The organism is Flavobacterium defluvii (assembly GCF_900129555.1).
Classification (GTDB): domain Bacteria; phylum Bacteroidota; class Bacteroidia; order Flavobacteriales; family Flavobacteriaceae; genus Flavobacterium; species Flavobacterium defluvii.
Window position 1 is genome coordinate 425,988 of record NZ_FQWC01000002.1, and the last position, 23,947, is coordinate 449,934.

Sequence of the window (23,947 nt, forward strand, 5' to 3'; positions counted from 1 at the left end):
CAGTATTAACTAAAAATCAATTATTATGTTACGTTGGACAGTCATATTTATTATTCTGGCAATTATTGCGGGGATATTTGGTTTTGGCGGAATTGCCGCTGGAGCTGCTAGTATAGCAAAAATTTTATTTTTTATATTCTTAGTGTTATTTATTATTTCGTTAATAAGCGGAAGAAGAAGTGTTTAACACTAATTCAGTAAAATAATAACGAACTAAAAACGGCACATATATTTCGGTAAATGTGTCGTTTGTTTTTTAAAATATAATATTATGGGAACTAAAAGCGGTGCTTATCAGGACGTTTACATTAAAAGACAAGACGAAATGGTAAGTCTAAAAAACGATGTGACAGATTTTTGTGCAAAATATATAAAACCTGTGCATCCTGAAAACTGGGATTGGTCGACTAGAGATTTTGAAAATCCTGAAAACGACCCTACAATTGCCGAAGCAAGAGCGATAGCAAATGTGGTTTATAAAGATTTGCTAGACGAAAAACATACCGAAGTTGACCTTTCGACAATGGACAATGTTGAAGCCATAAAAGCATATTTAAATCCTGACAGCAAACATGCCGATTTTAATATGGAAGAATTTGCATTTGCCTTAAAAGTTGAACTTGAACATGGAAAAATCAGAGATGTAAATGTTACCAATAACCATCCTTTTTTGACCGCAATGATTGCATTGGCTCACATGACCGAAAGTTTAACTTACTACAAACGCTTAAAAATAATGGAAACCGAGGGTGAAATTTTTGAAATTATGCGAAAAATAGAAAATTTAAACGATGGAAAAGAGGAGTGGTACGAAGAATTAAGCAAAGCAGAAAAAGAATTAGCAGAAGCCAAAACAGGATTGGTAGAACGTTTACAAAAAATGGATGATATTCCCGTGTTAGAGAAAATAGGCGATTAAAGTTTATAATCACAAAAAAAAACCGTTAAGTATATTTCTTAACGGTTTTTTTTATTTCAGAATCCAAAAGTTATAATCTTCTCTTGTCCTGTTCATTATAATCATCATCTTCCTGAACATCATCTTCAACATAATCGTTGTTTTCAATGTCTTCATCTTCTTCATCTCCATCCTCCAGATCTTCTAAATCTTCTTCCGTTTCACTAAAATCATTTTCAAAAGTATCAGACGGGTTGTCAAATTCATCATTTTCAAGATCGTCGTCTAATTCTTCTTCGATGTATTCATCTTCGTCTAAGTCTTCATCTTCCTCTTCTTCGTCGCTGTCAAGCGCATCATCTTCTTCCAAAACAACTTCATAAATATCATCGTTATTATCTTCAAGATCTCTGTCTTTGTGGAAATCATCATCTAAATCGTCCAAATCATCGTCATATACGCCCGATCTTTCATCCGGATTAGGTTTATCAGGGTTATGGCCATTTCGAACCGTATAACCGCGTTCTGCGTCTTCTGCTCGGCTGTTTTGGGTTTCTCTCGTATTTAAATCATAAAGTTCCTCGTTCATAACCGTATTTCTGTCTGAAGCATTCGGGCTTGCCGGATCTTTAGGAAAAGTGCTGTTTTTTTTATCTGTAGTATTCATGACGTTTTATTTTTTAAATGTATATATACAAAGCTAGCCATCAATAGGATGGATTTTCTTATAGAATTGTTTGATGTAATTCTATAATTAACAGGTGTTTAGAATGAAATTTAATATAAGAATTTTATAAGCTTACAGATTATCATCGCGGTAATTTTATAAAATATTAATCATAAAAAATTATTACCATGAAAACTACTGATAGTAAGAAAGAAACCACACCGAAACAAACGGTAAAAAGAGGAGTTACAAAACCAAAATCTAATGCTGCTGCAGGATTAACAGAATTATTTGAAGAAAGCCTGAAAGATTTGTACTGGGCAGAAAAAGCTTTAACAAAAGCGCTTCCAACAATGGCTAAAAATGCAACTTCAGAAGAATTAATTACTGCCATTAATAACCATTTAACTGAAACCGAAGAACACGTAACACGTTTAGAGAAAGTTTTTGAACTTATCGGAAAAAAAGCAACCGCTAAAAAATGCGATGCAATGGAAGGTTTAATTGAAGAAGGAAAAGGCATTCTTGAAGAAACTGAAATTGGAGTTGTGCGTGATGCGGGAATTATTGCAGCAAGCCAAAAAATCGAGCATTATGAAATTGCAACTTATGGTACTTTGAGACAATTTGCAGAAACTTTGGGTTATGAAGAAGCCGCAGCTCTTTTGGAACAAACACTTGATGAAGAAAAAGGTGCTGATAAATTATTAACCGAAGTAGCTGTAAATGCCATAAATCTAGAAGCTGCCGAAATTGAAATGGAAGAATAATAGAATTTATTAGTGATAAAAAGTGCAGGATTAAAACTGCACTTTTTTAATTTAAAACAAAAAATTATGCCCGAAGGTCCGTCAATATTGATTTTAAAAGAAGAAGTACAACAATTTGCAGGAAAAAAAGTGATCGAAGTTTCAGGAAATTCGAGTATTGATCTCGAACGTTTAAGAGATAAAACAATATTGTCTTTTAAGACCTGGGGAAAACACTTTTTGATTTGCTTTGAAGATTTTACCATCAAAATCCACATGCTGATGTTTGGAACTTACAGAATTAATGAAAAAAAAGATACTGCACCAAGGTTGCATTTAGGATTTTTAAATGGAGAAATCAATTTTTATACCTGTTCTGTAAAGGTTTTAGAAGGTCCTGTAAGCCAATATTACGACTGGAGCGAAGATGTTTTAAATGAAAACTGGAATCCTAAAAAGGCAAAACAAAGCCTGGATAAAATTCCAGATGAAATGATTTGTGATGCTGTTTTAGAACAAAATATTTTTTCGGGAGTAGGGAATATTATTAAAAATGAAGTTTTGTACCGATGTTTTGTTCATCCCGAATCTTTGGTTGGGAAAATTCCACCAGAAAAAATTGATGAAATAATAGCCGAATGTTCTATTTACAGTTTTGAATTTTTATACTGGAAGAAGAAATTCGAACTCAAAAAACATTGGCTGGCATATTCAAAAAAAGAATGTAAAAGATGCAATTTACCCTTAATAAAAAAACCGACAGGGAAGAAAAACCGTCGAAGTTTTTTCTGTACTAACTGCCAGCAGCTTCATATATGAAAAATGAAATTTTAATAGGATGTTCGAGTTACAATAACCGGTATTGGAAGGGAATTTTTTACCCTGACAATCTGTCATACTCGAAGTGGTTTGAGTTTTATAGCCAGCACTTTAGCACGTATGAGTTCAACGGAAGCTTTTATAAGTTTCCAACACTTAGAGTCTTAACAAACTGGTACAATAAAGCTCCTGAAAATTTCCTTTTTTCGGTAAAAGCACCAAAAGAAATTACTCATTTTAAGAAATTTATTGACTGCGAAAATCTGCTTTCGGAATTTTATAATGTCTGCGAAAATGGTTTAAAAGAAAAGCTGGCTTGTGTGCTTTTTCAGTTTCCTCCAAGTTATTCTTTTACTTCAGAAAGATTAAAGCAAATAATAAGCAGTTTAGACTTGAAATTTAAAAATGTAATTGAGTTTCGCCATATAAGCTGGTGGAATCAGGAAGTTTGGGATGCTTTTCTGGAAAACAATATCACTTTTTGCAGTGTAAGTTATCCCAATTTACCGCAGACTATTTTTAAACAATTTCCATTTGTATACATTCGTCTGCACGGAATTCCTAAGTTGTTTTATTCAGGTTATTCACTTCAAGAATTACTTAATATAAAAGATGAAACTAATTCAAAATCAGGATTTATATATTTTAATAATACTGCCAGCGAAGCAGGAATTTTAAATGCGGTGGAATTAAAAAAGCTGATTTGATATTTAACCGCAAAGTCCGCAAAGGTCAACGAAAGATTCACAAGGTATATAATTCCTTTGTGTGCTTTGCAATTTTCCTTGCGGACTTTATGGTTTAAAAAACTACAGTTTCAAATTGCCTTCAATGCCGTCATCCATAACTTTTCCGGTTACAAATGCAGCAGTCATTTTTGCAATTGCAACCATTTTGCCGTGTTTGTTGTTCCAGTAGTAACCATCTTCAGGTGTTACGGTTATAACACTTAAATTTGGATCGTCCTTACCGCCCGGCATCCATACTTTTACGATTGGATCGTATAATTCTTCAATAGTTTCTCTGTCATAAGAAATTGTAGCTGTACCGTGTAAAGTCAAAAACTTATCATGCGGTTCAGAAAAGAACAATTCAACCTGTGGATTTAATGTAATTTCAGCATTTTGGCTGCTGTTTCGGTCTGATAAAAACCAAAGCCTGCCCAAATCATCTACTTTTTGAACAGACATAGGTCGGGATTGCAGTCTGTCGCTGTTGTAAGTGCAAAACATGCATGTTTTTATGTTTTCTGCCAATTCTTTTATCTTGTCGGCAGCTAATACGTCTGTAAGGTCTTTATGATCTCCCATGGCTATATATTTTTATAATTAAAATTTTGTTTTAAAGTGTTTAAAAACACACTTATAGCAAAATTGAGATTTTTAAAACTGAATAGCTTACAGAATTATATTTATAAATTATCAGATTTCAATTAACGGTTTTTGTGAGAATTTTTAATCAGATAATTTTTAATCATTAAATTTATGCTATCTTTGAATAAAACAGATTTTACAAGTAACATATGAAAAAATGGACAATCTTCTACACAGATGACGACGAAGACGATTTAAGCTTATTTACAGACGCGGTAGAGTCATTGTCAGAAGATATTAATCTGCAGACTTACTCAGGCGGAGAAAAGCTTTTAAATGCCGTATATAACCCGCCGCCAACCCCCAGTATTATTTTTTTAGACCTGAACATGCCGGGAAAAAATGGATTTGATGTTTTAAACGAACTCAAAGGATCTAAAGAAAGCAGCGATATCCCGATAATTATTTTCTCAACCTCAAATGAGCCCAGTATTATTGAAAAATGTCTCTCTTTAGGAGCTAATTTCTTTATAACTAAGCCGGTTTTAATGAAAGATATTATTAAATCAATCGAACATTCGCTTACCATTAACTGGAAAGAATTTGTACCGGACAGAAAAACTTTTGTATATAAATTATAATTACTCAAATTGTGAGTAGAAGAAACACCAAACTTATTTATTAAAATGAGTTTGGTGTTTTTTTATAGTTCAGGCAGGAAAATTTTAAAAGTCGCTCCCTGACCTTTTTCACTACGTGCTTTGATTATGCCCTTGTGGTTCTCTACGATCTTTTTAACGATCGCTAAACCAATTCCAGTACCTGAGTATTCACTTTCTGTATTTAATCGCTGAAAAACCTCAAAAATGCGTTCTTTGTAATTTTCATCAAAACCAATTCCGTTATCAGAAATTCTTAAACAGAAATAAATCTTATCAGGATAATCGACTTTAAAATTCAATTTTCGGCCTATAACCCTGCGTGCCTTGACCTGAATATGCGGCGGAATATCTTTGCGTGAGAACTTTAAAGCATTTCCAATTAAATTATGCAGCAGCTGTCTGAACTGAAAAAGCATCACAGTTCCTTCTCCCAGAGGATGAAGATCTATTACAGCATTTTTTTCTTCAATTCGTTCAGAGAAATCCATAATAACTTCTTCTACAATTTCATCCAGATTGGTTTTTACAAAAACTCTTTCGGCAGAATTGGTTCGGGAATAGGTGAGAAGATCCTGTATAAGGGTCTGCATTCTCTTTGCCGAAAATTCAATTCGTTCTAAATAGGATTTGGCTTTCGTCGAAATATTCTGATCATCTAATTCGGCTAAACGACTGGCAAAAGTTTGAATTTTGCGAAGGGGTTCCTGTAAATCATGACTCGAGATGTAAGCAAAAGACTGAAGCTCAATATTCATGTTTATTAGGTCGCGGTTTTTTATTTCCAACTCTTCAGTTCGGTCATGGACTTGTTTTTCCAGAAGGTTTGTAAAATCTCTTTGATCCTGAATATCAGAGCTAGTACCTACCCACATTTGAATTTTTCCTTCAGGATCCCTCTGCGGTATTGCCCTGCTAAACTGCCAGCGGTATTTACCGTCATTGCGCAAAAACCGATGCTCAAATAAAAACTCATTGCCGGTTTTAACAGCCTCCATCCAGCGATTAATATTCTCTTCACGGTCATCCGGATGTATAACTTGCAGCCACCCATTTTTTTCAACATTTTCTTTAGTAAGTCCGGTATAGTCATACAGTGACTGATTAAAATAATCAAGATTTCCCATAGCATCGCTTGTCCACACAAACTGAGGCATAGAATTGGCAAGAACCCTGAATTTTTCTTCACTTTTCATTAAAATTTCCTCCCGGTTTTTTACGTCTGTAATATCTATTACAGTTCCCAGCATTTTGATTGGATTTTTTAATTCGTCGAAAAATATTTTGCCATGAACCCGAATCCATGCAATAGTATTGTCTGGTTTTAAAACCCGTACTTCGTATTTGTATATATTGGTTTTTAAAGCTATTTCGTAAGCTTTTTCGATTGCTCCAAAATCTTCTTGCAAAACGCGCTGTAAAACCTGCTGGCGGGTGATTTTTATATTTTTGGGAAGACCAAACAGCTCCGGCAGATTATCAGAATAAATCAGTTCCTGAGTTGGAATATTTAAATGCCAGGTTACAATTTCGGCAATTTCAGAAGCCAGACGTGCCCGTTCTTCGGCATCTTCGACTTTTTTTCGGGCTTCGACTTTTTCTGTAACATTATTTACAGTAATCATAACCGATGAGATTTCGCCATTTTTTTCATACAAAGGTGTGTATTGAAAATCGAGATAAAACTTCTGTAATTTTCCCTTTATATCAATATAGGCAATAGATTCGTTTTCACGAATCGTTTTGCCATTGTTTAGTACCTCATTAAGAAGTTCGGGATATTTTTGATCTAAGAGCTCGGGAAACACTTCCAGAGCAGGTTTGCCAATAGTTTCGCTGGGCTTTCTCTGCCAAATATCATTAAGCATGGTTAAATTAGCCAGTTCTATGATATGATTTTTTCCTTTAAAAATCGTCATAGCAATGGGTGACTGCGTAACCAGATTTCTAAAAGCTTTTTCGCTTTCTGCCAGATAATATTTTGCTCTGACAGATTCTGTTACTTCATAACCAACAACAATTACGCCGCTAACCATACCATTTTCTTCTTTCAAAGGATGAAAAACCAAATTGAAATAACAGTCTTCCTGTTTTCCGTATCGGTTTAAAGTCACCAATAATTCATTTGAAAAATATGGTATTCCATTTTCGTAAACCTCCAAAAGCAAAGGCAGAATAGTTTCTTTTGCTTCAGGAAGATATTCAAAAACAGATTTATTGAGAATTTGTTCTTCGGTTTTATCTATAATTTGCAGATAGGTATTATTTGCCATTTCAACTCGAAGTTCTTCGCCTTTTAGAATGGCGATTCCAAGCGGAACTTGTTTTACAATGTTTTTAAATTGTTTTTCGCTTTCTTCTAAATTTTTTCGAATGTTTACTTTGTCTGTTGTTTCATAACAAATAACCAAAACTCCGGAAATTTTTCCGTCATTATCTATAACCGGACTATAACTGAAAGTCCAGTAAACATCTTCAATTTTTCCATTTCTGTAAATAGGAAGCAGTAAATCTTCGTGCCATGAAGCTTCGCCTTCAGTTAAAACCTGATCAATCAGCGGACCTATAAAATGCCAGATTTCCGACCAGTATTCAGCACCTTTTTGACCTAATATATCGGGATGTTTACCATCGTCTCCAAGGCTTGGACGGTAAGCATCATTATAAAAACATATATGTTCTGGTCCCCAGAACAGAAACATTGGGAATTTTGAATTTAAAAGAATTCCTAAAGTAGTACGAAGACTCTGCGGCCATGTATCGACGGGACCAAGAGGCGTTTTGCTCCAGTCTTTTGCACGTATTAAAGCACCCATTTCGCCTCCTTTTGACAGGAAATCATGATTTGTATTGCTCATTAAAATTTGCTTTTTGTTTTAGTCGAAACAATAATATTCTGTAATAAATATAGTACTTAATTGTACATATTTTGAATCAAGTTTAAAATTATAAAAATTAATTTTGATTTGTTTTTTCCTTTTTTGAATGAGCTAACATTAAAATCATTTGAGTTAATTTTCATTGATTTTAATAGTGAAATTTGAATTAACAAAGATTACACGACTAATCTCAAAATAATGCACCATGAAAAAGGAACAAAAACACGAAACCGACTATATAAAGAAATATCAGGACGAAGGCTATACAAAAAATTATTTATTTGAAAATGGCTGCCTGATAGATTCGGATACAAAATATGCATATCAACCCGACGAAATCTATATTGTAGCCCATCATCGTTATGAAGGAATGAGCGATCCGGATGATATGTCAATTTTATACATTATCGAAACAAAAGATCAACAAAAAGGAACTCATCTATTAGGATATGGTCCTACAGCAGATCTTGAAGAAGCAGAATTCTTTAAAGATATTCCGAAAAAGAACTATTCAAAAAATGCAGATATTAGCGAACTTACCTAAAATAAAATAGATAAGTATTTTTATTTTGCTGAGGAGCAGTTGTTCCAGATTTATTCTGGAGCAGCTGTTTTTTCTTTTTTAGGTGCTAAGGTTCTGAGGTGCGAAGATGCTAAGTCTTTTTAATCTGTATACATAAACCTTAGAACCTTAGTATCTGAGCATCTTAGAACCTTAGTATAAAAATTATGAAATTTCTGATTGAAATTGTATAAGGTTTTGATTTGTAATTAGTACGAAATTTGGATTATAGAAAATGAAGAAAAACCAAAAGGTTATTTTGTACGTAAATAAATACAAATTACTTTCTAAAAACCAAAGCAAAATGAAAAAACTTTACATAAATACTGGAGGATTTGATGCCGTTTTTAATGATCTAAAAGATAGTTTTAGCGGCGAATTAACAGCCAAAGACAATGAATATAATTTGGAAATAAAATCAAAATGGACTAGAGGTTCTATAAAAGGAACCCGCTTTGATGACAAAGTTTTGTTTATGCATTTTGATCTTGAATTTCATCAGGAAGTGAGTTTAAGTATCGAATCATTTAAAACGGCACCTGTATTTTTTGTTTATTGCGAAAACGGAAATGTAAGCCACAGTTTTGGGGCAAATGGCGAAAAAAAGCTTTTGAGCAAAAACCAATCGGCAGTTTTGAGCAATTCTTCAGTCATAAATAGCGTCTTATATTTTGAAAGTCATAAACGCATTCAGTTTACTTTATTAGGAATGCCAACAATCGAAAATAAAAATTCTGAATTAGCTTCGCAGGTAAAACAACGCTTTACAAACGATTCTGGAAATTATATTTATGTTGGAAAAGGAAATTCCAGAATTTCAGAAAAAATAAATGAATTTAAAACAGTGCCGCAAACCGGAATTGTTGGTACGCTTCTTAAAAAAAGCATATTAAAAAATATTGTTGAGATAGAAGTAGAGCAGCATAGTTTTAATTACTTAAAAACATTTGATCCTGTTGTAAATCTTGCAATGAAACCAATTAATGAAATTAAACGAATTTCGGCTATGAATTTTTCTGAAATCCTGGCTGCAGCGAGACATTTTAGAGCAAAATACCATTTTTCATTTAAACCATACAATCAAAAATTAGCTAGCTAAGAAGCATTATATATTAACTACTATTACGAAAAAAACAGCTTTTCCTAAAGAAGCTGTTTTTTTATTTTAAGCTGCTGGGATTTATGGTTCACAGATTCTCTTTCACCTTGGTTTTTATAAAAGAACGGTCTAATAAATCTCAAAATCTCAGAACCTTAACACCTCCAAAAAATCATTCTTTTTCATAATAAATAATAAAATAAACCATAATTAGATTTAGACATAGTGAAACGCTATTGGTGACTATGATGGCAAGATCCTTTTTTAGAATCCCGTAAACAATCCAAACTGCGATACCAAAAGTCAGGATACTAAAGGTTTTAAGCGAAATATCTTTTACTTTTTTACTTTTCCAGACTTTCGCAATCTGCGGAATTGTCGATATCGTAATGCAGGTTCCCGCAAATAATCCTATGATGTCGATGTAATTCATTTTTTATAAGGTTCTAAGGTTATGAGAGGGTAAGGACTAAGTTTTTTTTTCAATACAAATACTAAAAAACTCAGCCGCCCACTAATTCTCCACCGTTTATATGAATAAATTGCCCGGTAATATAGCTGCTGTCTTCGCAAGCAAGGAAAACATAAGCAGGGCCAACTTCTGATGGCTGTCCGGCTCTTTCCATCGGGTTATCTTTTCCGAAATCTGAAACTTTATCAAAACTCGCTACAATCAAAGGTGTCCATATTGGTCCGGGTGCAACACCGTTTACCCTGATTTTTCTTTTGGCAAGCATAGACGACAAAGACCTTGTAAAACTAACAATTGCGCCTTTTGTACTTGCATAATCTGCGAGATGTTCACTTCCGCGGTAAGCTGTTACAGAGCTTGTGTTTATAATAGCATCGCCTTCATTTAAGTACGGAAGTGCCGCTTTTGTAATATAGAAATACGGATAAATATTGGTTTCAAATGTTTTATGCAATTGTGATGCGGTAATTTTTTCCAATTCAGATTGTGGAAATTGTACAGCAGCATTATTTACTAAAACATTTATAGTTTTAAAAGTTGTGATGCATTTTTTAACTGCAGTTTTACAGAATTTTCATCTGTTAAATCACCACTTATAAGGAGACATTGCTGACCTTCTTTTTCAATAAGGGCTTTGGTTTCCTTGGCATCTTTATCTTCTTTTAGATACACAATTGCAATATTGGCGCCTTCACGTGCAAAATGTACAGCAGCACTTCGGCCAATTCCGCTGTCACCACCAGTTATAAAAGCCGTTTTGCCCAAAAGCTTTCCGCTTCCGGTATAGTTTTCTCTTATAATTTCTGGTTCGGGATTCATTTTATGTTCGTTTCCCGGAAGTTCTTGTTTCTGCTCCGGAAATGTTTTAGGTTTTTTCATAACAAGTAATTTATAATATTGATTTTAATACTAAAATTACTTTATCAAAAAAGGAAATAAAGACTGTAATAAATTTTAGATTGCCTCAATAAAATTGAAAAGAAAGAAAAAAGCTATATTTTGTTTTGTCGTATTTTAAATTCTTCCTTTTTTAATTTGTTGATTTTCATAAATTCAATCAGATTTTATAACACGACATGGGAATTATGTAACGATTTCTATTTTGAATACAATAGCATTGCATCTTAATTCTATAAATTTGAAAGTTTGACCAACTTTTGTTTTAAATAATTTTTGAAGTTTGAAATAAGATTATCTACCTAACCATGAACCAATTTTTTTTAGTAAATAACGCTTTATTCCCCATAACAGCATGGTATTAATTGTCGATGACATTAAGGCAAATATTATTGCTTTAAAGAAAACATTAGAACTGCATGATATTGAAGTCGATACAGCAGAATCTGGTGAAGAGGCCCTGAAAAAAATATTAAAGACTACGTATTGTCTTATTATAATGGATGTTCAGATGCCCGGACTTGACGGTTTTGAAGTTGTTAAAATCCTTTCGGGAAACCAGCGAACAAAAGATATTCCTGTAATTTTTCTTTCGGCTTTAAATATTGAAAAAAAATACATTTTTAAAGGATACGAAACCGGTGCAGTAGAATATATCACAAAGCCTGTCGATACTGATTTGCTGATGCTGAAGGTAAAAACATTCCTTAAAATTTACGAACAGCAAAACGAATTAAAAGTTACCAAAGAACTTCTTTCTAAAGAAATTAAAATTAGAAAAGAAGCACAGGATAATCTCGAAATTAAAATCGCAGAAAGAACCAAAGAACTGGTTTTGAAAAACGAAGAATTGGAGATGAAAAACCACGAGTTACAGCAGTTTGCCTGGGTGGTTTCGCACGATTTGAATGAACCAATACGCAAAATCCAGATATTTATTAAAATAATTAAAGAGCTTTACTTAAAAGATGACGAAAAAGGAATTGATTATGTAGACAGAACAATAAAATCTGCAGAAAGAATGCAGACACTTATTACAGATCTTCTGGCTTATTCACGTTTATCGGCGCAGGTTAAACCTGAAATTACCGATTTGAATATTGTTTTACAGGAAGTTCTTTCGGATTTTGATTATTTAATTGAAAGAAAAAATGCCATTGTAAAAACTACAGAACTTCCCACAATAGACAGTATACCGAGCCAGCTTAGGCAGGTTTTTCAGAATTTAATTGGAAATGCGCTTAAGTTTTCTGGTGCCAGTGAGCAGCCGGTAATCGAAATTACATCTGAATTAATTGTCGAAAAATCTTTTGACAGTCCAACTTCTCCGGAAGGCAAATACTGCAGGATTATTGTAAAAGATAACGGAATTGGTTTTGATGAAATTTATCTGGACAGAATCTTTATCATTTTCCAAAGTTTAAATGACAGGCAGACTTATGAAGGAACCGGAATTGGCCTGGCAATCGCCAAAAAAATCATCGAAAAACACAACGGATTAATCACCGCCAAAAGTGAAGTAGGTAAAGGTGCTAGTTTTATTATTGTTCTTCCCTTAAAATACGAATAAATACAAATTAAAAATATGAATGGTAACTTTAAAAGAAATCTGCTAATTAGTTCATTAGTTTCATTATTAGTGCTGACAATTAGTTCTGTTGCTTCCTTTATCAGCATTAAAAGCTTATTAAACAGTAATTTTTGGGTAAATCATACTCAGGATGTTATTTATAATTTAAATGAAGGTTCGGCTATTATAACAGAAGCCCAAACCAGCATGCGGGGGTATCTTTTAACCGGAGATGAACAATTTGCAGACCGATTTAATGAGTCTGAAGCAAGATCAAATAACTATTTTGAAAAGCTTGAAGAACTTACAATTGATAACCCTTCGCAGCAAAAGCTTTTAACAGAGTTAACTGCCAAGCGTTCTGCTTTCTTTAAATACCTTAATAATCAAATCGTAAAAAAGCGTTTAAGCAAGGAAACTTTAATCTTCGACCTAAATGAAGGAAGATTAATGATGAACGACATGCGTGCACTTATTAAAAGAATAGAAAATACAGAACAAAAACTTTTGCAGGAGCGCAACGAAAATTCTGAACGTTACGGAACGTATAGTTTGATTTTAATTATTGTTGCTTTTATTATTGCTTTTATTATTTCGATAGTTTTCTTAATTCGTATTTTAAAAGATTATAACGAGCGTTCTGCACTGCAGAGAGAGCTGGAGAAAAAAGATATAGAAACTGCACAGAGAATCGAAGCTATCAGTACGATTGCAAATAATATTTCAAAAGGAAACTATGACATTCGTGTAGATGATACAAAAGCCGATGCACTTGGAAGCGTAGGAGAATCGTTAAATATAATGGGAGTTTCTCTCAAAAATTCTTTTGAGCTGCTTTCGCAGAAAGAATGGCTTCAAACAGGAATTGCTGAGTTAAATAATGTAATGCTTGGCGATAAAGCTTTGCAGAAATTATCAAAAGATGTTATCGAATTCTTGTGCCAGTATACAAACAGCAGCGCCGGAGTTTTTTATATTATTGAAGAAAATGAACTTATTTCTTCGGGAGGATATAGCTATATACCGAACAAAAACCGCGAAAGAATCCAAAAAGGCGAAGGTTTAATAGGTCAGGCAATTGCATCTGGAAAATTATTAGAATTAAAATCATTATCTCCGGATGATATTCAGATTAATTATGCTTTAGGCCAGGTAAAACCTACTCATATCGTGGCTTTTCCATTAATTGATAACCGAATTGAAGGTGCAATTGAATTGGCAAGTATTTATGGATTTTCTGAACTGCATCTTGAATTTCTAAAAACTGTTGGAAATAATATCGGAATTGCAGTTAAATCTACTCAAAACCGTAAACGAGTAATGGAACTGCTGGAAGAAACTAAATCGCAGTCTGAAGAACTTCAGCAGCAGCATAGCGAACTGGAAGCCATTAATGCCGAATTAGAAGCACAGACTGAAAAACTGCAGGCTTCTGAAGAAGAATTGAGAGTGCAGCAGGAAGAATTGGAGCAAACCAATGAAGAACTTTCTGAAAGAAGTGTTTTACTGGAAGAAAAAAATAATGAAATCCAGAAAAAATCCGAAGCTCTGGAATTAACAACACGTTACAAATCAGAGTTTTTGGCAAATATGTCGCATGAATTAAGAACGCCTCTCAACTCGATTTTGCTTTTAAGCCGATTGTTATCTGAAAACAACAATAAAAGCATGAACAATGAAGAAGTTGAGTTTGCCAAAGTGATTCAGAGTTCCGGAAACAGTTTATTAGGATTAATCGATGAAATTCTGGATTTATCTAAAATTGAAGCCGGAAAAATGGAGTTGGAATTCCTTGATATTTCGACAAAAGAAATCACAGATACACTTTGGAATCTCTTTAATTTAGTTGCAAAAGAAAAAGGAATTGAGTTTGAAATAATTTCTAAAGAAGCGCCAATTGTTATTAAAACTGACAAAATGCGTTTAGAACAAATTTTGAAAAACCTGATTTCTAATGCTATTAAATTTACAGAAAAAGGAAAAGTTACACTTGAAATCAAAGTTAATACCGATGATGATAAAATTATTTGCTTTATTGTAAAAGATACCGGAATCGGAATTCCGTTAGAAAAACAGCCGCTTGTTTTTGAAGCATTTCAACAAGCCGACGGTTCTACAAAACGTAAATATGGCGGAACTGGTTTAGGACTTTCAATAAGCAGGGAACTTGCAAAATTACTTAGAGGAGAAATTATCCTGCATAGTAAAGTAAACGAAGGAAGTACCTTTACATTATGTCTTCCTGTATTTGGTTCAATTAGTCAAAAAGTAAGTATTGATAAAATTCCTCCTACAGATTTTGTCGAAATAGAATCTGAAACCGAAACAACAGAACCATCAAAAAGATACATAAGTCCGGTAATTCCAGATGAAATTGATGACGACAGAAGCATTGTAAAAGAGGGCGATAAAGTAATTTTAATTGTTGAAGACGATATTAATTTTGCAAAATCACTTTTATCATTTACCCGTCAAAAAGGTTATAAAGGAATCGTTGCAGTGCGAGGTGATTATGCATTAAACTTTACACTGCTTTATAAACCGGTTGGAGTTTTATTAGACATAGAACTTCCTGTAAAAAGCGGATGGGAAGTTCTTGAAGAACTAAAAAACCACAACGAAACCAAACATATTCCGGTTCATATAATGTCTTCTCATAAATTAAAGCAGGAAAGTTTATTAAAAGGAGCTGTAGATTTCTTAGACAAACCGGTAGCATTTGATAAAATTCCGGATGTATTTTTACGAATAGAGCACATTATCAATAAAGAAGCTCAAAAAGTTTTAATTATCGAGGACAACCCGAAACATGCAAAAGCGCTGGCATATTTCTTAGAAACGTACAATATCAATTCTGAAATAAAAAGCGAAGTTTCGGAAGGAATTCAGGCATTAAACAAAACAGAAGTTGACTGCGTAATTCTTGATATGGGAATTCCGGACAAACAAGCGTACCAGATTCTTGACGGAGTAAAGAAAAATCCGGGATTAGAAAAACTTCCGGTAATTGTCTTTACAGGAAAAAGTCTTTCGCTAAAAGAAGAAGTAAAAATTAAGAAATATGCCGATTCAATTATTGTAAAAACAGCGCATTCATACCAAAGAATGTTAGACGAGGTTTCGCTGTTTCTGCATTTAGTTGAAGACAAAAAAGAAGGAAAAGACAAAAAAGACGGACATAAAAAGCTAAATTTACTAAATAATATCCTGCACGATAAAAAAGTGCTTATTGTTGATGATGACGTTCGTAATATTTATTCGCTTACAAAAGCTTTAGAAGTTTTTAAAATGTCAATCATTACTGCTTTTGACGGAAATGACGCTATTAAAGTTTTAGATGAAAACCCGGATACCGATATTGTTTTGTTAGACATGATGATGCCGCACATGGACGGTTATGAAACAGCCGAAAAAATACGAGCCAATCCTAAGTTTTTAAACTTACCTCTCATTGCCGTAACAGCAAAAGCCATGACGGGTGATAGAGAAAAATGTATAAAAGCCGGAGCATCAGATTATATTACAAAACCGGTAGATGTAGACCAGCTGTTGTCGCTGCTTCGAGTTTGGCTTTATGATAAGGTTTAATAGTACTGACAAAAAATAAAAAATAGCTTAGCCGGAAGATTCAAAGATTAAAGTTTTAATTATTTAACAATTGGAATCTGAGGCAAAAAAACATATAAAACAATATGAGTAATAAACGACTTTTAATTGTAGATGACGATTCCAGAAATATATTCGCATTAGTACATACACTCCGTGTCAGATCATACGATTGTTTGTCCTGTACAAGTGCCGAAGAAGCTTTAAAACTTTTAAAATCTGACGAAAAAATTGATGCAGTTTTACTAGATATGATGATGCCGGAAATGGATGGTTATGAGGCAATTCCATTAATAAAAGCGATTCCGTCAAGAAAATCGACTTTTGTTATAGCGCTTACAGCCCAGGCAATGGCAGGCGATAAAGAAAAATGTTTAGAAGCCGGAGCAGACGAATATATTTCTAAACCGGTAGATGTTGATAAGTTACTGCTTATTTTAAGCAAAATTTAATGAATTATGATTGAGGATATTGAGCTGGAAACACTTATCAATGAAGTTTATGAATATTACGGTTTCGATTTTGGAAGTTATTCGAGAGCATCACTAAAAAGACGTGTATACAGAGTTTATCAGCTAGACGGATTTACTCATTTTCATGACTTTCTTTCAAAAGTGCGAACAGACCCTGAATATTATAAAAGAATGGTCGACGAAATAACGGTAAATGTTACCGAGATGTTTCGCGACCCATCATTTTATAACATTTTACGAAAAGAAATATTACCATTATTGGGCACAAAACCTTTTATAAGGTTATGGCATGCGGGCTGTTCTACAGGCGAAGAAGTGTATTCTATGGCCATAATGCTAAAAGAAGCCGGATTACTGCATAAATCTCTCATTTATGCAACAGATATTAATGCAACCGTACTGGAAACGGCAAAAAAAGGTATTTTCCCGCTGAAAATGATGAAAGAATATTCACAAAATTATCGTGATGCAGGCGGTCAGGAAGACTTTTCACGTTATTATACTGCCAATTACGGCATTGCAAAATTTAATGATGAACTGTCGCAGAAAATGGTGTATTCGCAGCATAATCTTGTTTCTGACACATCATTTAATGAATTTGATATGATTTTGTGCCGCAATGTTTTGATCTATTTTGATAATGAACTTCAAAAAAGAGTCATTAATTTATTTGATGAAAGTTTAGCTGTTTTAGGATTTTTGGCCTTAGGAACCAAAGAAACTATAAAATATTCTATTTCTCCGGGTAAATACAAACAGTATGAAAAAGAGAAAATATGGAGGAAAATAAAATAATAGTAAACTGTAAAGTTGTAATAATAGGAGGGTCCGCAGGAAGTTTAAACGCTTTAATGCAGATTTTACCATCTTTAAATAAACTCAATAATTTTGCAATTGTAATTGTAGTGCATCGTAAAAGCACTGACGATCAAACACTGGAAGAGCTGATTACATTAAAATCAAGTATTCCTGTAAAAGCAATAGAAGATAAAACCATTTTAAAATCAGGGTTTGTTTACGTTGCACCATCAAATTATCATTTATTATTTGAAAAAGACGATACTCTTGCCCTTGATACATCCGAAAAAATCAATTACAGCCGTCCCAGCATAGATGTTTCATTTGAATCTGCTGCAGAAGTTTATACAGATTCACTAGTTGGAATTTTGTTTTCTGGTTCAAATACAGACGGAACCCAGGGACTGAAAGCAATTAAAGCTGCCGGAGGAACAATTGTAGTACAAAATCCGCTTTCGGCAGATATGCCTTTTATGCCCAATAATGCGATATTATTTTCATCACCGGATTACGTTTTAAATAATAAGGAAATATTAGATTTACTCAACTCGATAAATACCTGATTTATTTTTTTGGTTTTGGAGCTTCTTCCTCAGGAAGAATTACCTTATTCAATTCGGCATCCTGTTCGGCACGCCGCTGTGCAGCTTTTCCTTTTCCAATAGGAATTCCGGCTGTTAAGTACAAAGATCTGTTGTAAACATTTGGTCCATCGCCTTTCATAACAGGAACTAATCCATAATAATATTGAATTGTTACATTTAAGCCGTTTCCAACATTCATATGATAACCAGTTCCAAAAACAACTCCGGCATCAATAACCCTAATTTGGTCTCTGATTTTGTTTTTGTAAACAACATCATTTTTATTGATTTCATTTTCAAACTTATCAAAAGCCGAAGCCAAAAGTCCAACTTGAGGTCCTGCTTTAAGGAAAATTCGATTTTTAAATTGATATTTGATTAAAATAGGCACATTAAAATACCGAATTTCGCGATTAACAGTTCCGCCCGCAAAAGTGTTATCCAGATTTTCATTTTCTAAGGAATAAACAGGAATATGACGTGCACCCATTGGAGATTTTACAATTACTCCGGTATTAATCATCCAGGCCGGATTTTGTTTAGACCTTATATCAAAATAAAACCCAAGATTAAAACCGGGATTCATTCCCGAACTTTCCATATTAGAAATATCAGAAAGATTAATTCCGCCTTCAAGACCAAATTCTAAGAAAGGAGAATTCAGCTTATCTCCAAAAATTAGCGAAATCAAAACCTGTGATTCCATTTGATTTATAAAAAATAAAAAAACGAGTAAAAGAAAACCTTTTTTCATAAAGTAGGTTTTTATAATCCAAAACGATATTGAATGCCGCCCAAAACTTGTGTACGACTCGCCAAGAAACCGGCTTCGACTCTAAACATTATATGTTTATTGTATTGATATTGAGAACCCACAATAAAATTCCACATATCTTTTGGTCTTTTTTGAAGAGAATACTGAACCGTAGAAGAGTTAGCCGTACTTAATGCCCCATCTAAGTTTGTCAAAAAAGTTCCGGCTCTTTCCAAAGCACGATTTGCAGTATTATGTTTGGCTATATTTACCGGATTTGCCTGCTGTGCCGGAGTTAAACCATTCCACCACGTATCTACTTTTTCTTGATTTTCAGATACTTTTGCCAATCCGTTATCTACTTTTGCCTGCGCGTTGCTCAAATCAAAAATATCAGATAAAGCAATATTTCCATTGGTATCTCCAGAGATATGAACTCTAAAACCGCCAACCCAGACAGCAATATTTTCATCTTGTTTATGAAACTTGAATGTTTTTCCTAACCTGGGTCCAAAAACATACGAAAATGCAGGTTTGTCAAGAGAACTAATATCTGTCCATGCCATATTCATATCTAGCGCCAGCCAACCGCCGCCAATACCAATAGTTGGTGTCATACCCAAACCAAAAGTTGTCGCATCAAAATTGGCCTTTGTACTAAAAGACGCAGCTTGCGACCAGTTGTTATCGGCATCCGGAATCCAGATTCCGGCATTAATTTTTGTCGATGTATTGGCCTTGCCAAAAACGCCATAAATATTTAAAAAAGGAAGAAGCCAGATATCCGGGCGGATTGTAAGAGCACCGGCTTCAACAGAAGATTTGTCAAAACGTACGATTTCGTCTAAATTGAATTTTGGACCATTATTAAAACCAACTTCCAAGTCGTTGATCACAATTTCAGAATCCTGCCAAAAGTAATTTACAGAGATTCCTGCAGAATAAGGAAGCTGATATCCCTTTTGGGCAACTTTTTCTCCCCAAATGGGTAGAGCGTATGGATATTCGACTACTTTAAGGCTGTCTTTTAATTCCTGATTTTTTTGTCCTACTATTTTATCGGTATAAACCTGACCGAAAAATGAAATACTAAATAATAAAAAAAGGGCTGATATTAGTTTTCTACATTTCATTGATTAGAGTATTAGTTGATTAAAATAAAACTGCATAAAATAAAACATGTACTAATGTATTCTGTAAGAATTCGGCTTATCTTTTGTTTACGGGTGTATAGAAATAAGATTTTAAAAAGAACTTTGTGTAAAGATATAGGTGTTAATTAATGTTAAAGTTAACTAAAATTTCTTTTATGTAAGAATTATTTTTAAATAAATGCGTTTAAAATCAGTGGTTTGTGATATTTTTTTAAACTGTAAAGAATAAAATATTATTTTTGAAATCATGAAATGGATCGCTGTTTTATTGTCAATTTATTTGATGGCACTTTCAAATATGCCCTGTGCAGATATGGAAGTAAATAGTGCTATGCATAAAACGGCTCAGTTTTCATCAGAAGATAATCATACGCATGACAAACAAAACGATTTATGTTCTCCATTTTGTAATTGCAACTGCTGCGGTGCACAGGTTTTAAGTTACCAGACAACTGTAACTTACGAATTTCCTTCGGCTTATACTCAAATTTCAATTTCTTTACCAAGTTATAATTCCGTATTTATTTCAAACTTCAGCGGAAAAATTTGGCAGCCACCTCAAATAGCATAATGATTCCCGACTAGTTTCGGGTTAGAGAACTGTGGATTTTCCACAAATATATCAGACAAATTCTTTGTCTAATTTCTCATGTCATTATATATTCCAAATGCTAGATAAAATCATTCAGTTTAGTATACGAAACAAATTTGTTATACTATTATTTACCCTCGTTTTAATAGCGTGGGGAAGCTATTCGCTTAAACAATTACCACTTGATGCCTTGCCGGATGTTACTAACAATCAGGTACAGATTATTACAACTGCGCCTACATTGGCAAGTCAGGAAGTGGAGCAGTTAATTACCTATCCGCTGGAACAAGCTGTAAAAACAGTTCCGGATATTATAGAACTTCGCAGTATTTCTCGTTTCGGATTATCGGTCGTAACGGTTGTTTTCGAAGATGATGTCGATATTTACTGGGCACGCGAACAAATATTTCAGCGTCTGAAACAGGCCGAAGAAAATATTCCGCCTTATGCCGGATCACCGGAACTTGCTCCAATTTCAACAGGGTTGGGCGAAATTTATCAATACGATGTGTACGCCAAAAAAGGCTACGAAGACAAATACGACGCCATAAAACTAAGAACCATTCAGGATTGGATTATTATTCCGCAGTTACAGGGTGTAAAAGGTGTTGCCGAAGTAAGCGCTTGGGGCGGAAAACTGAAACAATACGAAATTGCCGTAAACCCAAATACACTAAACAGTCTGGGCGTAACAATTACAGAAATCTTTGATGCTCTCGAAAAAAACAACCAAAATACCGGAGGTGCTTATATAGAAAAAGATCAATATGCCTATTTTATTCGCGGTGTTGGAATGGCAAAAGGCGTAAAAGATCTTGGAAATGTGGTGGTTAAAAACCGAAATGGTTCGCCTGTTCTTGTACGTGATGTTGCTCAGGTTAGAGAAGGCGTTGCACTGCGCTACGGAGCTTCGACCAAAGACGGAAAAGGAGAAATTGTATCCGGTATGGTTTTGATGTTAAAAGGAGAAAACTCCAGTGCAGTCGTTCACAGAGTAAAAGAACGAATGAAGCAGATAAATAAAAGTCTGCCTGAAGGTGTCGTTGCCGAAGCTTTTATCGATAGAGGGAAACTCGTTGATAATGCCGTAGGAACCGTTACTAAAAACCTGTTAGAAGGGGCATTAATAGTCATTTTTGTTCTTATTTTATTTTTAGGAAACCTTCGTGCCGGATTAATTGTAGCATCGGTAATTCCGCTGGCGATGCTTTTTGCTATCATTTTAATGAATGCTTTTGGCGTAAGCGGAAACTTAATGAGCCTGGGCGCAATAGATTTCGGAATCATTGTCGATGGCGCGGTTATTATTGTTGAAGCTTCAATGCATCATCTGCAGAAACTTAAACGAAAAAAACAACTTTCGCAGGATGAAATGGATGATGAAATCTACAATTCGGCATCAAAAATTAGAAATAGTGCCGCATTTGGAGAAATTATTATTCTAATAGTTTATCTGCCAATTCTGGCTTTAATAGGTACCGAGGGAAAAATGTTTAAGCCAATGGCCATGACGGTTGGGTTTGCTGTTATTGGAGCATTTATACTTTCGTTGACATATGTTCCCATGATGAGTGCTTTGTTTCTTTCGAAGAAAACAGAACATAAAGAAAACTTCAGCGACAGAATGATGCTTTGGTTTGAAAATTTATACACGCCGTTTTTAAATAAAGCCTTAGAATTCAAAAAAGTAGTTTTAGGAATTGCCCTAGGTTTGTTTGCCTTCGCATTAATCATTTTTCAAAATATGGGGGGCGAATTTATTCCAACAATCGAAGAAGGCGATTTAGCCATAAATGCATCCATTATGACCGGAAGTTCGCTTACGCAGATGGTTGAAACAGCAACTAAATACGAACAGATTCTAAAAGCCAAATTTCCGGAGATCAAAACTATTGTTACCAAAATAGGAAGCGGAGAAATACCAACCGATCCAATGCCTATAGAAAGCGGTGATTTGATTATTGTTTTGAAAGACAAAAAAGAATGGAAAGGGAAATACCATAATTGGGAAGAAATTGCAAATGCCATAAAAGAAGAAATGGAAGTAATTCCCGGAGCCAATATTGAGATTTCGCAGCCTATACAGATGCGTTTTAATGAATTAATGACAGGAAGCCGAAGTGATATTGCCATCAAAATTTTTGGTGATGACCTGGAAATTCTGGATTCAAAAGCAAAAGAGCTGATTTCAAAAATAAAAAGTATAGAAGGAATAGGAGATTTGAAAGCAGATAAAGTAACGGGCCTGCCTCAGATCACAGTAAAATACGATTACAATAAAATCGCCTTATACGGATTGAACATTTCTGATATCAACCAAATTATACGTTCGTCGTTTGCCGGAGAAAGCGCCGGAAAAATCTACGATGATAATAAAAGATTTGATGTGGTGGTTCGAATGAATGAAGACAATCGTAATGATATAACAGATGTGAGTAACTTATTTATTCCGCTTCCAAATGGACAGCAGGTGCCGCTTTCGCAAGTTGCAACAGTCGATTACGAACAAGGTCCTGTCCAGATTGTTCGCGAAGATGGAAAAAGAAGAATTACTGTTGGCTTAAACGTTCGAGGCAGAGATATTAAAACTGTTGTAGAAGAAATTCAGCAGAAACTGGATAAAGATTTCAAACTTCCTGCTGGATATTATATTACATACGGCGGACAATTTGAGAATTTAATAGAAGCTACAAAACGACTTTCTGTAGCCTTACCCATCGCTTTAGGTTTAATTTTGGTATTGCTGTATTTCACTTTCAAGAGCTATAAACAAGCGCTTTTAATTTTTACAGCCATTCCTTTATCTGCTATAGGAGGCGTATTTGCGCTTTCGCTGAGAGGAATGCCGTTTAGTATTTCGGCCGGAATTGGATTTATCGCCTTATTCGGAATTGCCGTTTTAAACGGAATCGTCTTGATTTCGTATTTCAATCAATTAAAAACAGAAGGCATTTTAGATCCGCTGCAAAGAGTTATAATCGGGACCAAAACCAGATTACGTCCCGTTTTGATGACTGCAGCCGTAGCTTCGTTAGGATTTCTGCCAATGGCATTATCTACAAGCGGCGGGGCAGAAGTCCAAAAACCTTTGGCAACTGTCGTAATCGGCGGTTTAGTTTCAGCAACGTTATTGACCTTAATCGTTTTACCGATTTTGTATTTAATGTTAGAGAAGTTTAGTCGTAAAGCAAAATGATTTTTCACGCAGATTCTGCAGATTTAAGCAGATTTAATTATAATAATCTGTACACATCTGCTTAAATCTTTTTAAAATCTGCGTGAAACAAAAAATAAAGAAAATGAAAACACAATATAAAATCAACATAAAGCCCTTTGCGAACTTTGCGAAAAACCTTTGCTTCCGATGGCTATCGGGATTGCGGTTAAGCACGTTCCTATTAG

The 23,947-nt window shown here is 34.3% G+C and carries 21 protein-coding genes and 1 pseudogene; 15 read left to right on the top strand and 7 right to left on the bottom strand.

Features of this window, described 5'->3' with window-relative positions; genetic code table 11:
* Window positions 1–25 precede the first annotated feature (25 nt).
* Together BUC29_RS06040 and BUC29_RS06045 are read left to right on the top strand one after the other, a co-directional pair.
* The gene (locus BUC29_RS06040; protein WP_035644678.1) at window positions 26–187 is read left to right on the top strand and encodes a DUF1328 family protein; all 162 of its coding nucleotides are present in this window, start codon (window positions 26–28) and stop codon (window positions 185–187) included.
* Window positions 188–271: 84 nt separating this feature from the next.
* Window positions 272–919, top strand: coding sequence for a DUF5661 family protein (locus BUC29_RS06045; RefSeq protein WP_073414348.1), 648 nt, complete (start codon window positions 272–274; stop codon window positions 917–919).
* A gap of 70 nt (window positions 920–989) precedes the next feature.
* Here BUC29_RS06045 and BUC29_RS06050 read toward each other — a convergent pair whose 3' ends face one another.
* Window positions 990–1,565: a hypothetical protein gene (locus BUC29_RS06050; RefSeq protein WP_073414350.1), complete on the bottom strand. Its 576-nt coding sequence runs from the start codon at window positions 1,563–1,565 to the stop codon at window positions 990–992.
* 188 nt (window positions 1,566–1,753) lie between these two features.
* On the opposite strand from BUC29_RS06050, the gene BUC29_RS06055 reads away from it, so the two are divergent.
* The 3 genes from BUC29_RS06055 (at window position 1,754) to BUC29_RS06065 (ending at window position 3,840) form a co-directional block, all read left to right on the top strand.
* A complete protein-coding gene (locus tag BUC29_RS06055) occupies window positions 1,754–2,335 on the top strand; it encodes a YciE/YciF ferroxidase family protein (RefSeq protein ID WP_073414352.1) in 582 nt (193 codons plus the stop codon).
* Between the two features lie 66 nt (window positions 2,336–2,401).
* The gene (locus tag BUC29_RS06060; RefSeq protein WP_073414913.1) at window positions 2,402–3,133 is read left to right on the top strand and encodes a DNA-formamidopyrimidine glycosylase family protein; all 732 of its coding nucleotides are present in this window, start codon (window positions 2,402–2,404) and stop codon (window positions 3,131–3,133) included.
* The gene (locus BUC29_RS06065) at window positions 3,130–3,840 is read left to right on the top strand and encodes a DUF72 domain-containing protein (protein ID WP_073414354.1); all 711 of its coding nucleotides are present in this window, start codon (window positions 3,130–3,132) and stop codon (window positions 3,838–3,840) included. Before BUC29_RS06060 ends, BUC29_RS06065 begins: the two co-directional genes overlap by 4 nt.
* A gap of 102 nt (window positions 3,841–3,942) precedes the next feature.
* Here the strand turns inward: BUC29_RS06065 and BUC29_RS06070 are convergent, their stop codons facing one another.
* Window positions 3,943–4,443 carry a pyridoxamine 5'-phosphate oxidase family protein gene (locus tag BUC29_RS06070; protein ID WP_073414356.1) on the bottom strand — a complete coding sequence of 167 codons (501 nt, stop codon included), beginning with the start codon at window positions 4,441–4,443 and terminating at the stop codon, window positions 3,943–3,945.
* Between the two features lie 212 nt (window positions 4,444–4,655).
* Here BUC29_RS06070 and BUC29_RS06075 point away from each other — a divergent pair, with 212 nt between their 5' ends.
* Complete coding sequence (locus BUC29_RS06075) at window positions 4,656–5,087, top strand: response regulator (RefSeq protein ID WP_073414358.1); 432 nt, start codon at window positions 4,656–4,658, stop codon at window positions 5,085–5,087.
* A 62-nt stretch (window positions 5,088–5,149) separates the two neighbouring features.
* Here the strand turns inward: BUC29_RS06075 and BUC29_RS06080 are convergent, their stop codons facing one another.
* On the bottom strand, window positions 5,150–7,963 hold the full coding sequence (locus BUC29_RS06080) for a PAS domain-containing protein (RefSeq protein ID WP_073414360.1): 2,814 nt from the start codon (window positions 7,961–7,963) through the stop codon (window positions 5,150–5,152).
* 226 nt (window positions 7,964–8,189) lie between these two features.
* Between BUC29_RS06080 and BUC29_RS06085 the strand changes: the two genes are divergently transcribed.
* Together BUC29_RS06085 and BUC29_RS06090 are read left to right on the top strand one after the other, a co-directional pair.
* The gene (locus tag BUC29_RS06085) at window positions 8,190–8,528 is read left to right on the top strand and encodes a hypothetical protein (RefSeq protein ID WP_073414362.1); all 339 of its coding nucleotides are present in this window, start codon (window positions 8,190–8,192) and stop codon (window positions 8,526–8,528) included.
* Between the two features lie 322 nt (window positions 8,529–8,850).
* The gene (locus tag BUC29_RS06090) at window positions 8,851–9,645 is read left to right on the top strand and encodes a hypothetical protein (protein WP_073414915.1); all 795 of its coding nucleotides are present in this window, start codon (window positions 8,851–8,853) and stop codon (window positions 9,643–9,645) included.
* Between the two features lie 172 nt (window positions 9,646–9,817).
* On the opposite strand, the gene BUC29_RS06095 is transcribed toward BUC29_RS06090, so the two are convergent.
* On the bottom strand, window positions 9,818–10,078 hold the full coding sequence (locus BUC29_RS06095; RefSeq protein WP_073414364.1) for a SemiSWEET family sugar transporter: 261 nt from the start codon (window positions 10,076–10,078) through the stop codon (window positions 9,818–9,820).
* 70 nt (window positions 10,079–10,148) lie between these two features.
* A pseudogene (locus BUC29_RS06100) lies at window positions 10,149–10,996 on the bottom strand (SDR family oxidoreductase).
* 373 nt (window positions 10,997–11,369) lie between these two features.
* On the opposite strand from BUC29_RS06100, the gene BUC29_RS06105 reads away from it, so the two are divergent.
* The 5 genes from BUC29_RS06105 (at window position 11,370) to BUC29_RS06125 (ending at window position 18,024) form a co-directional block, all read left to right on the top strand.
* Window positions 11,370–12,584: a hybrid sensor histidine kinase/response regulator gene (locus tag BUC29_RS06105; RefSeq protein ID WP_073414366.1), complete on the top strand. Its 1,215-nt coding sequence runs from the start codon at window positions 11,370–11,372 to the stop codon at window positions 12,582–12,584.
* A gap of 15 nt (window positions 12,585–12,599) precedes the next feature.
* On the top strand, window positions 12,600–16,172 hold the full coding sequence (locus tag BUC29_RS06110) for a response regulator (RefSeq protein WP_073414368.1): 3,573 nt from the start codon (window positions 12,600–12,602) through the stop codon (window positions 16,170–16,172).
* 104 nt (window positions 16,173–16,276) lie between these two features.
* On the top strand, window positions 16,277–16,642 hold the full coding sequence (locus BUC29_RS06115) for a response regulator (RefSeq protein WP_073414371.1): 366 nt from the start codon (window positions 16,277–16,279) through the stop codon (window positions 16,640–16,642).
* Between the two features lie 6 nt (window positions 16,643–16,648).
* A complete protein-coding gene (locus tag BUC29_RS06120; RefSeq protein ID WP_073414374.1) occupies window positions 16,649–17,458 on the top strand; it encodes a CheR family methyltransferase in 810 nt (269 codons plus the stop codon).
* Window positions 17,440–18,024: a chemotaxis protein CheB gene (locus BUC29_RS06125; RefSeq protein WP_073414375.1), complete on the top strand. Its 585-nt coding sequence runs from the start codon at window positions 17,440–17,442 to the stop codon at window positions 18,022–18,024. Before BUC29_RS06120 ends, BUC29_RS06125 begins: the two co-directional genes overlap by 19 nt.
* A gap of 1 nt (window position 18,025) precedes the next feature.
* Here BUC29_RS06125 and BUC29_RS06130 read toward each other — a convergent pair whose 3' ends face one another.
* The gene (locus tag BUC29_RS06130; RefSeq protein WP_073414377.1) at window positions 18,026–18,799 is read right to left on the bottom strand and encodes a porin family protein; all 774 of its coding nucleotides are present in this window, start codon (window positions 18,797–18,799) and stop codon (window positions 18,026–18,028) included.
* An 11-nt stretch (window positions 18,800–18,810) separates the two neighbouring features.
* Window positions 18,811–19,932 (bottom strand): hypothetical protein, encoded by a 1,122-nt coding sequence (locus BUC29_RS06135; protein ID WP_073414379.1) that lies wholly within the window; start codon window positions 19,930–19,932, stop codon window positions 18,811–18,813.
* 268 nt (window positions 19,933–20,200) lie between these two features.
* Between BUC29_RS06135 and BUC29_RS06140 the strand changes: the two genes are divergently transcribed.
* Window positions 20,201–20,524, top strand: coding sequence for a DUF6660 family protein (locus BUC29_RS06140; RefSeq protein ID WP_073414381.1), 324 nt, complete (start codon window positions 20,201–20,203; stop codon window positions 20,522–20,524).
* Window positions 20,525–20,621: 97 nt separating this feature from the next.
* A complete protein-coding gene (locus tag BUC29_RS06145; protein WP_073414384.1) occupies window positions 20,622–23,741 on the top strand; it encodes an efflux RND transporter permease subunit in 3,120 nt (1,039 codons plus the stop codon).
* The last annotated feature ends 206 nt before the right edge of the window (window positions 23,742–23,947 follow it).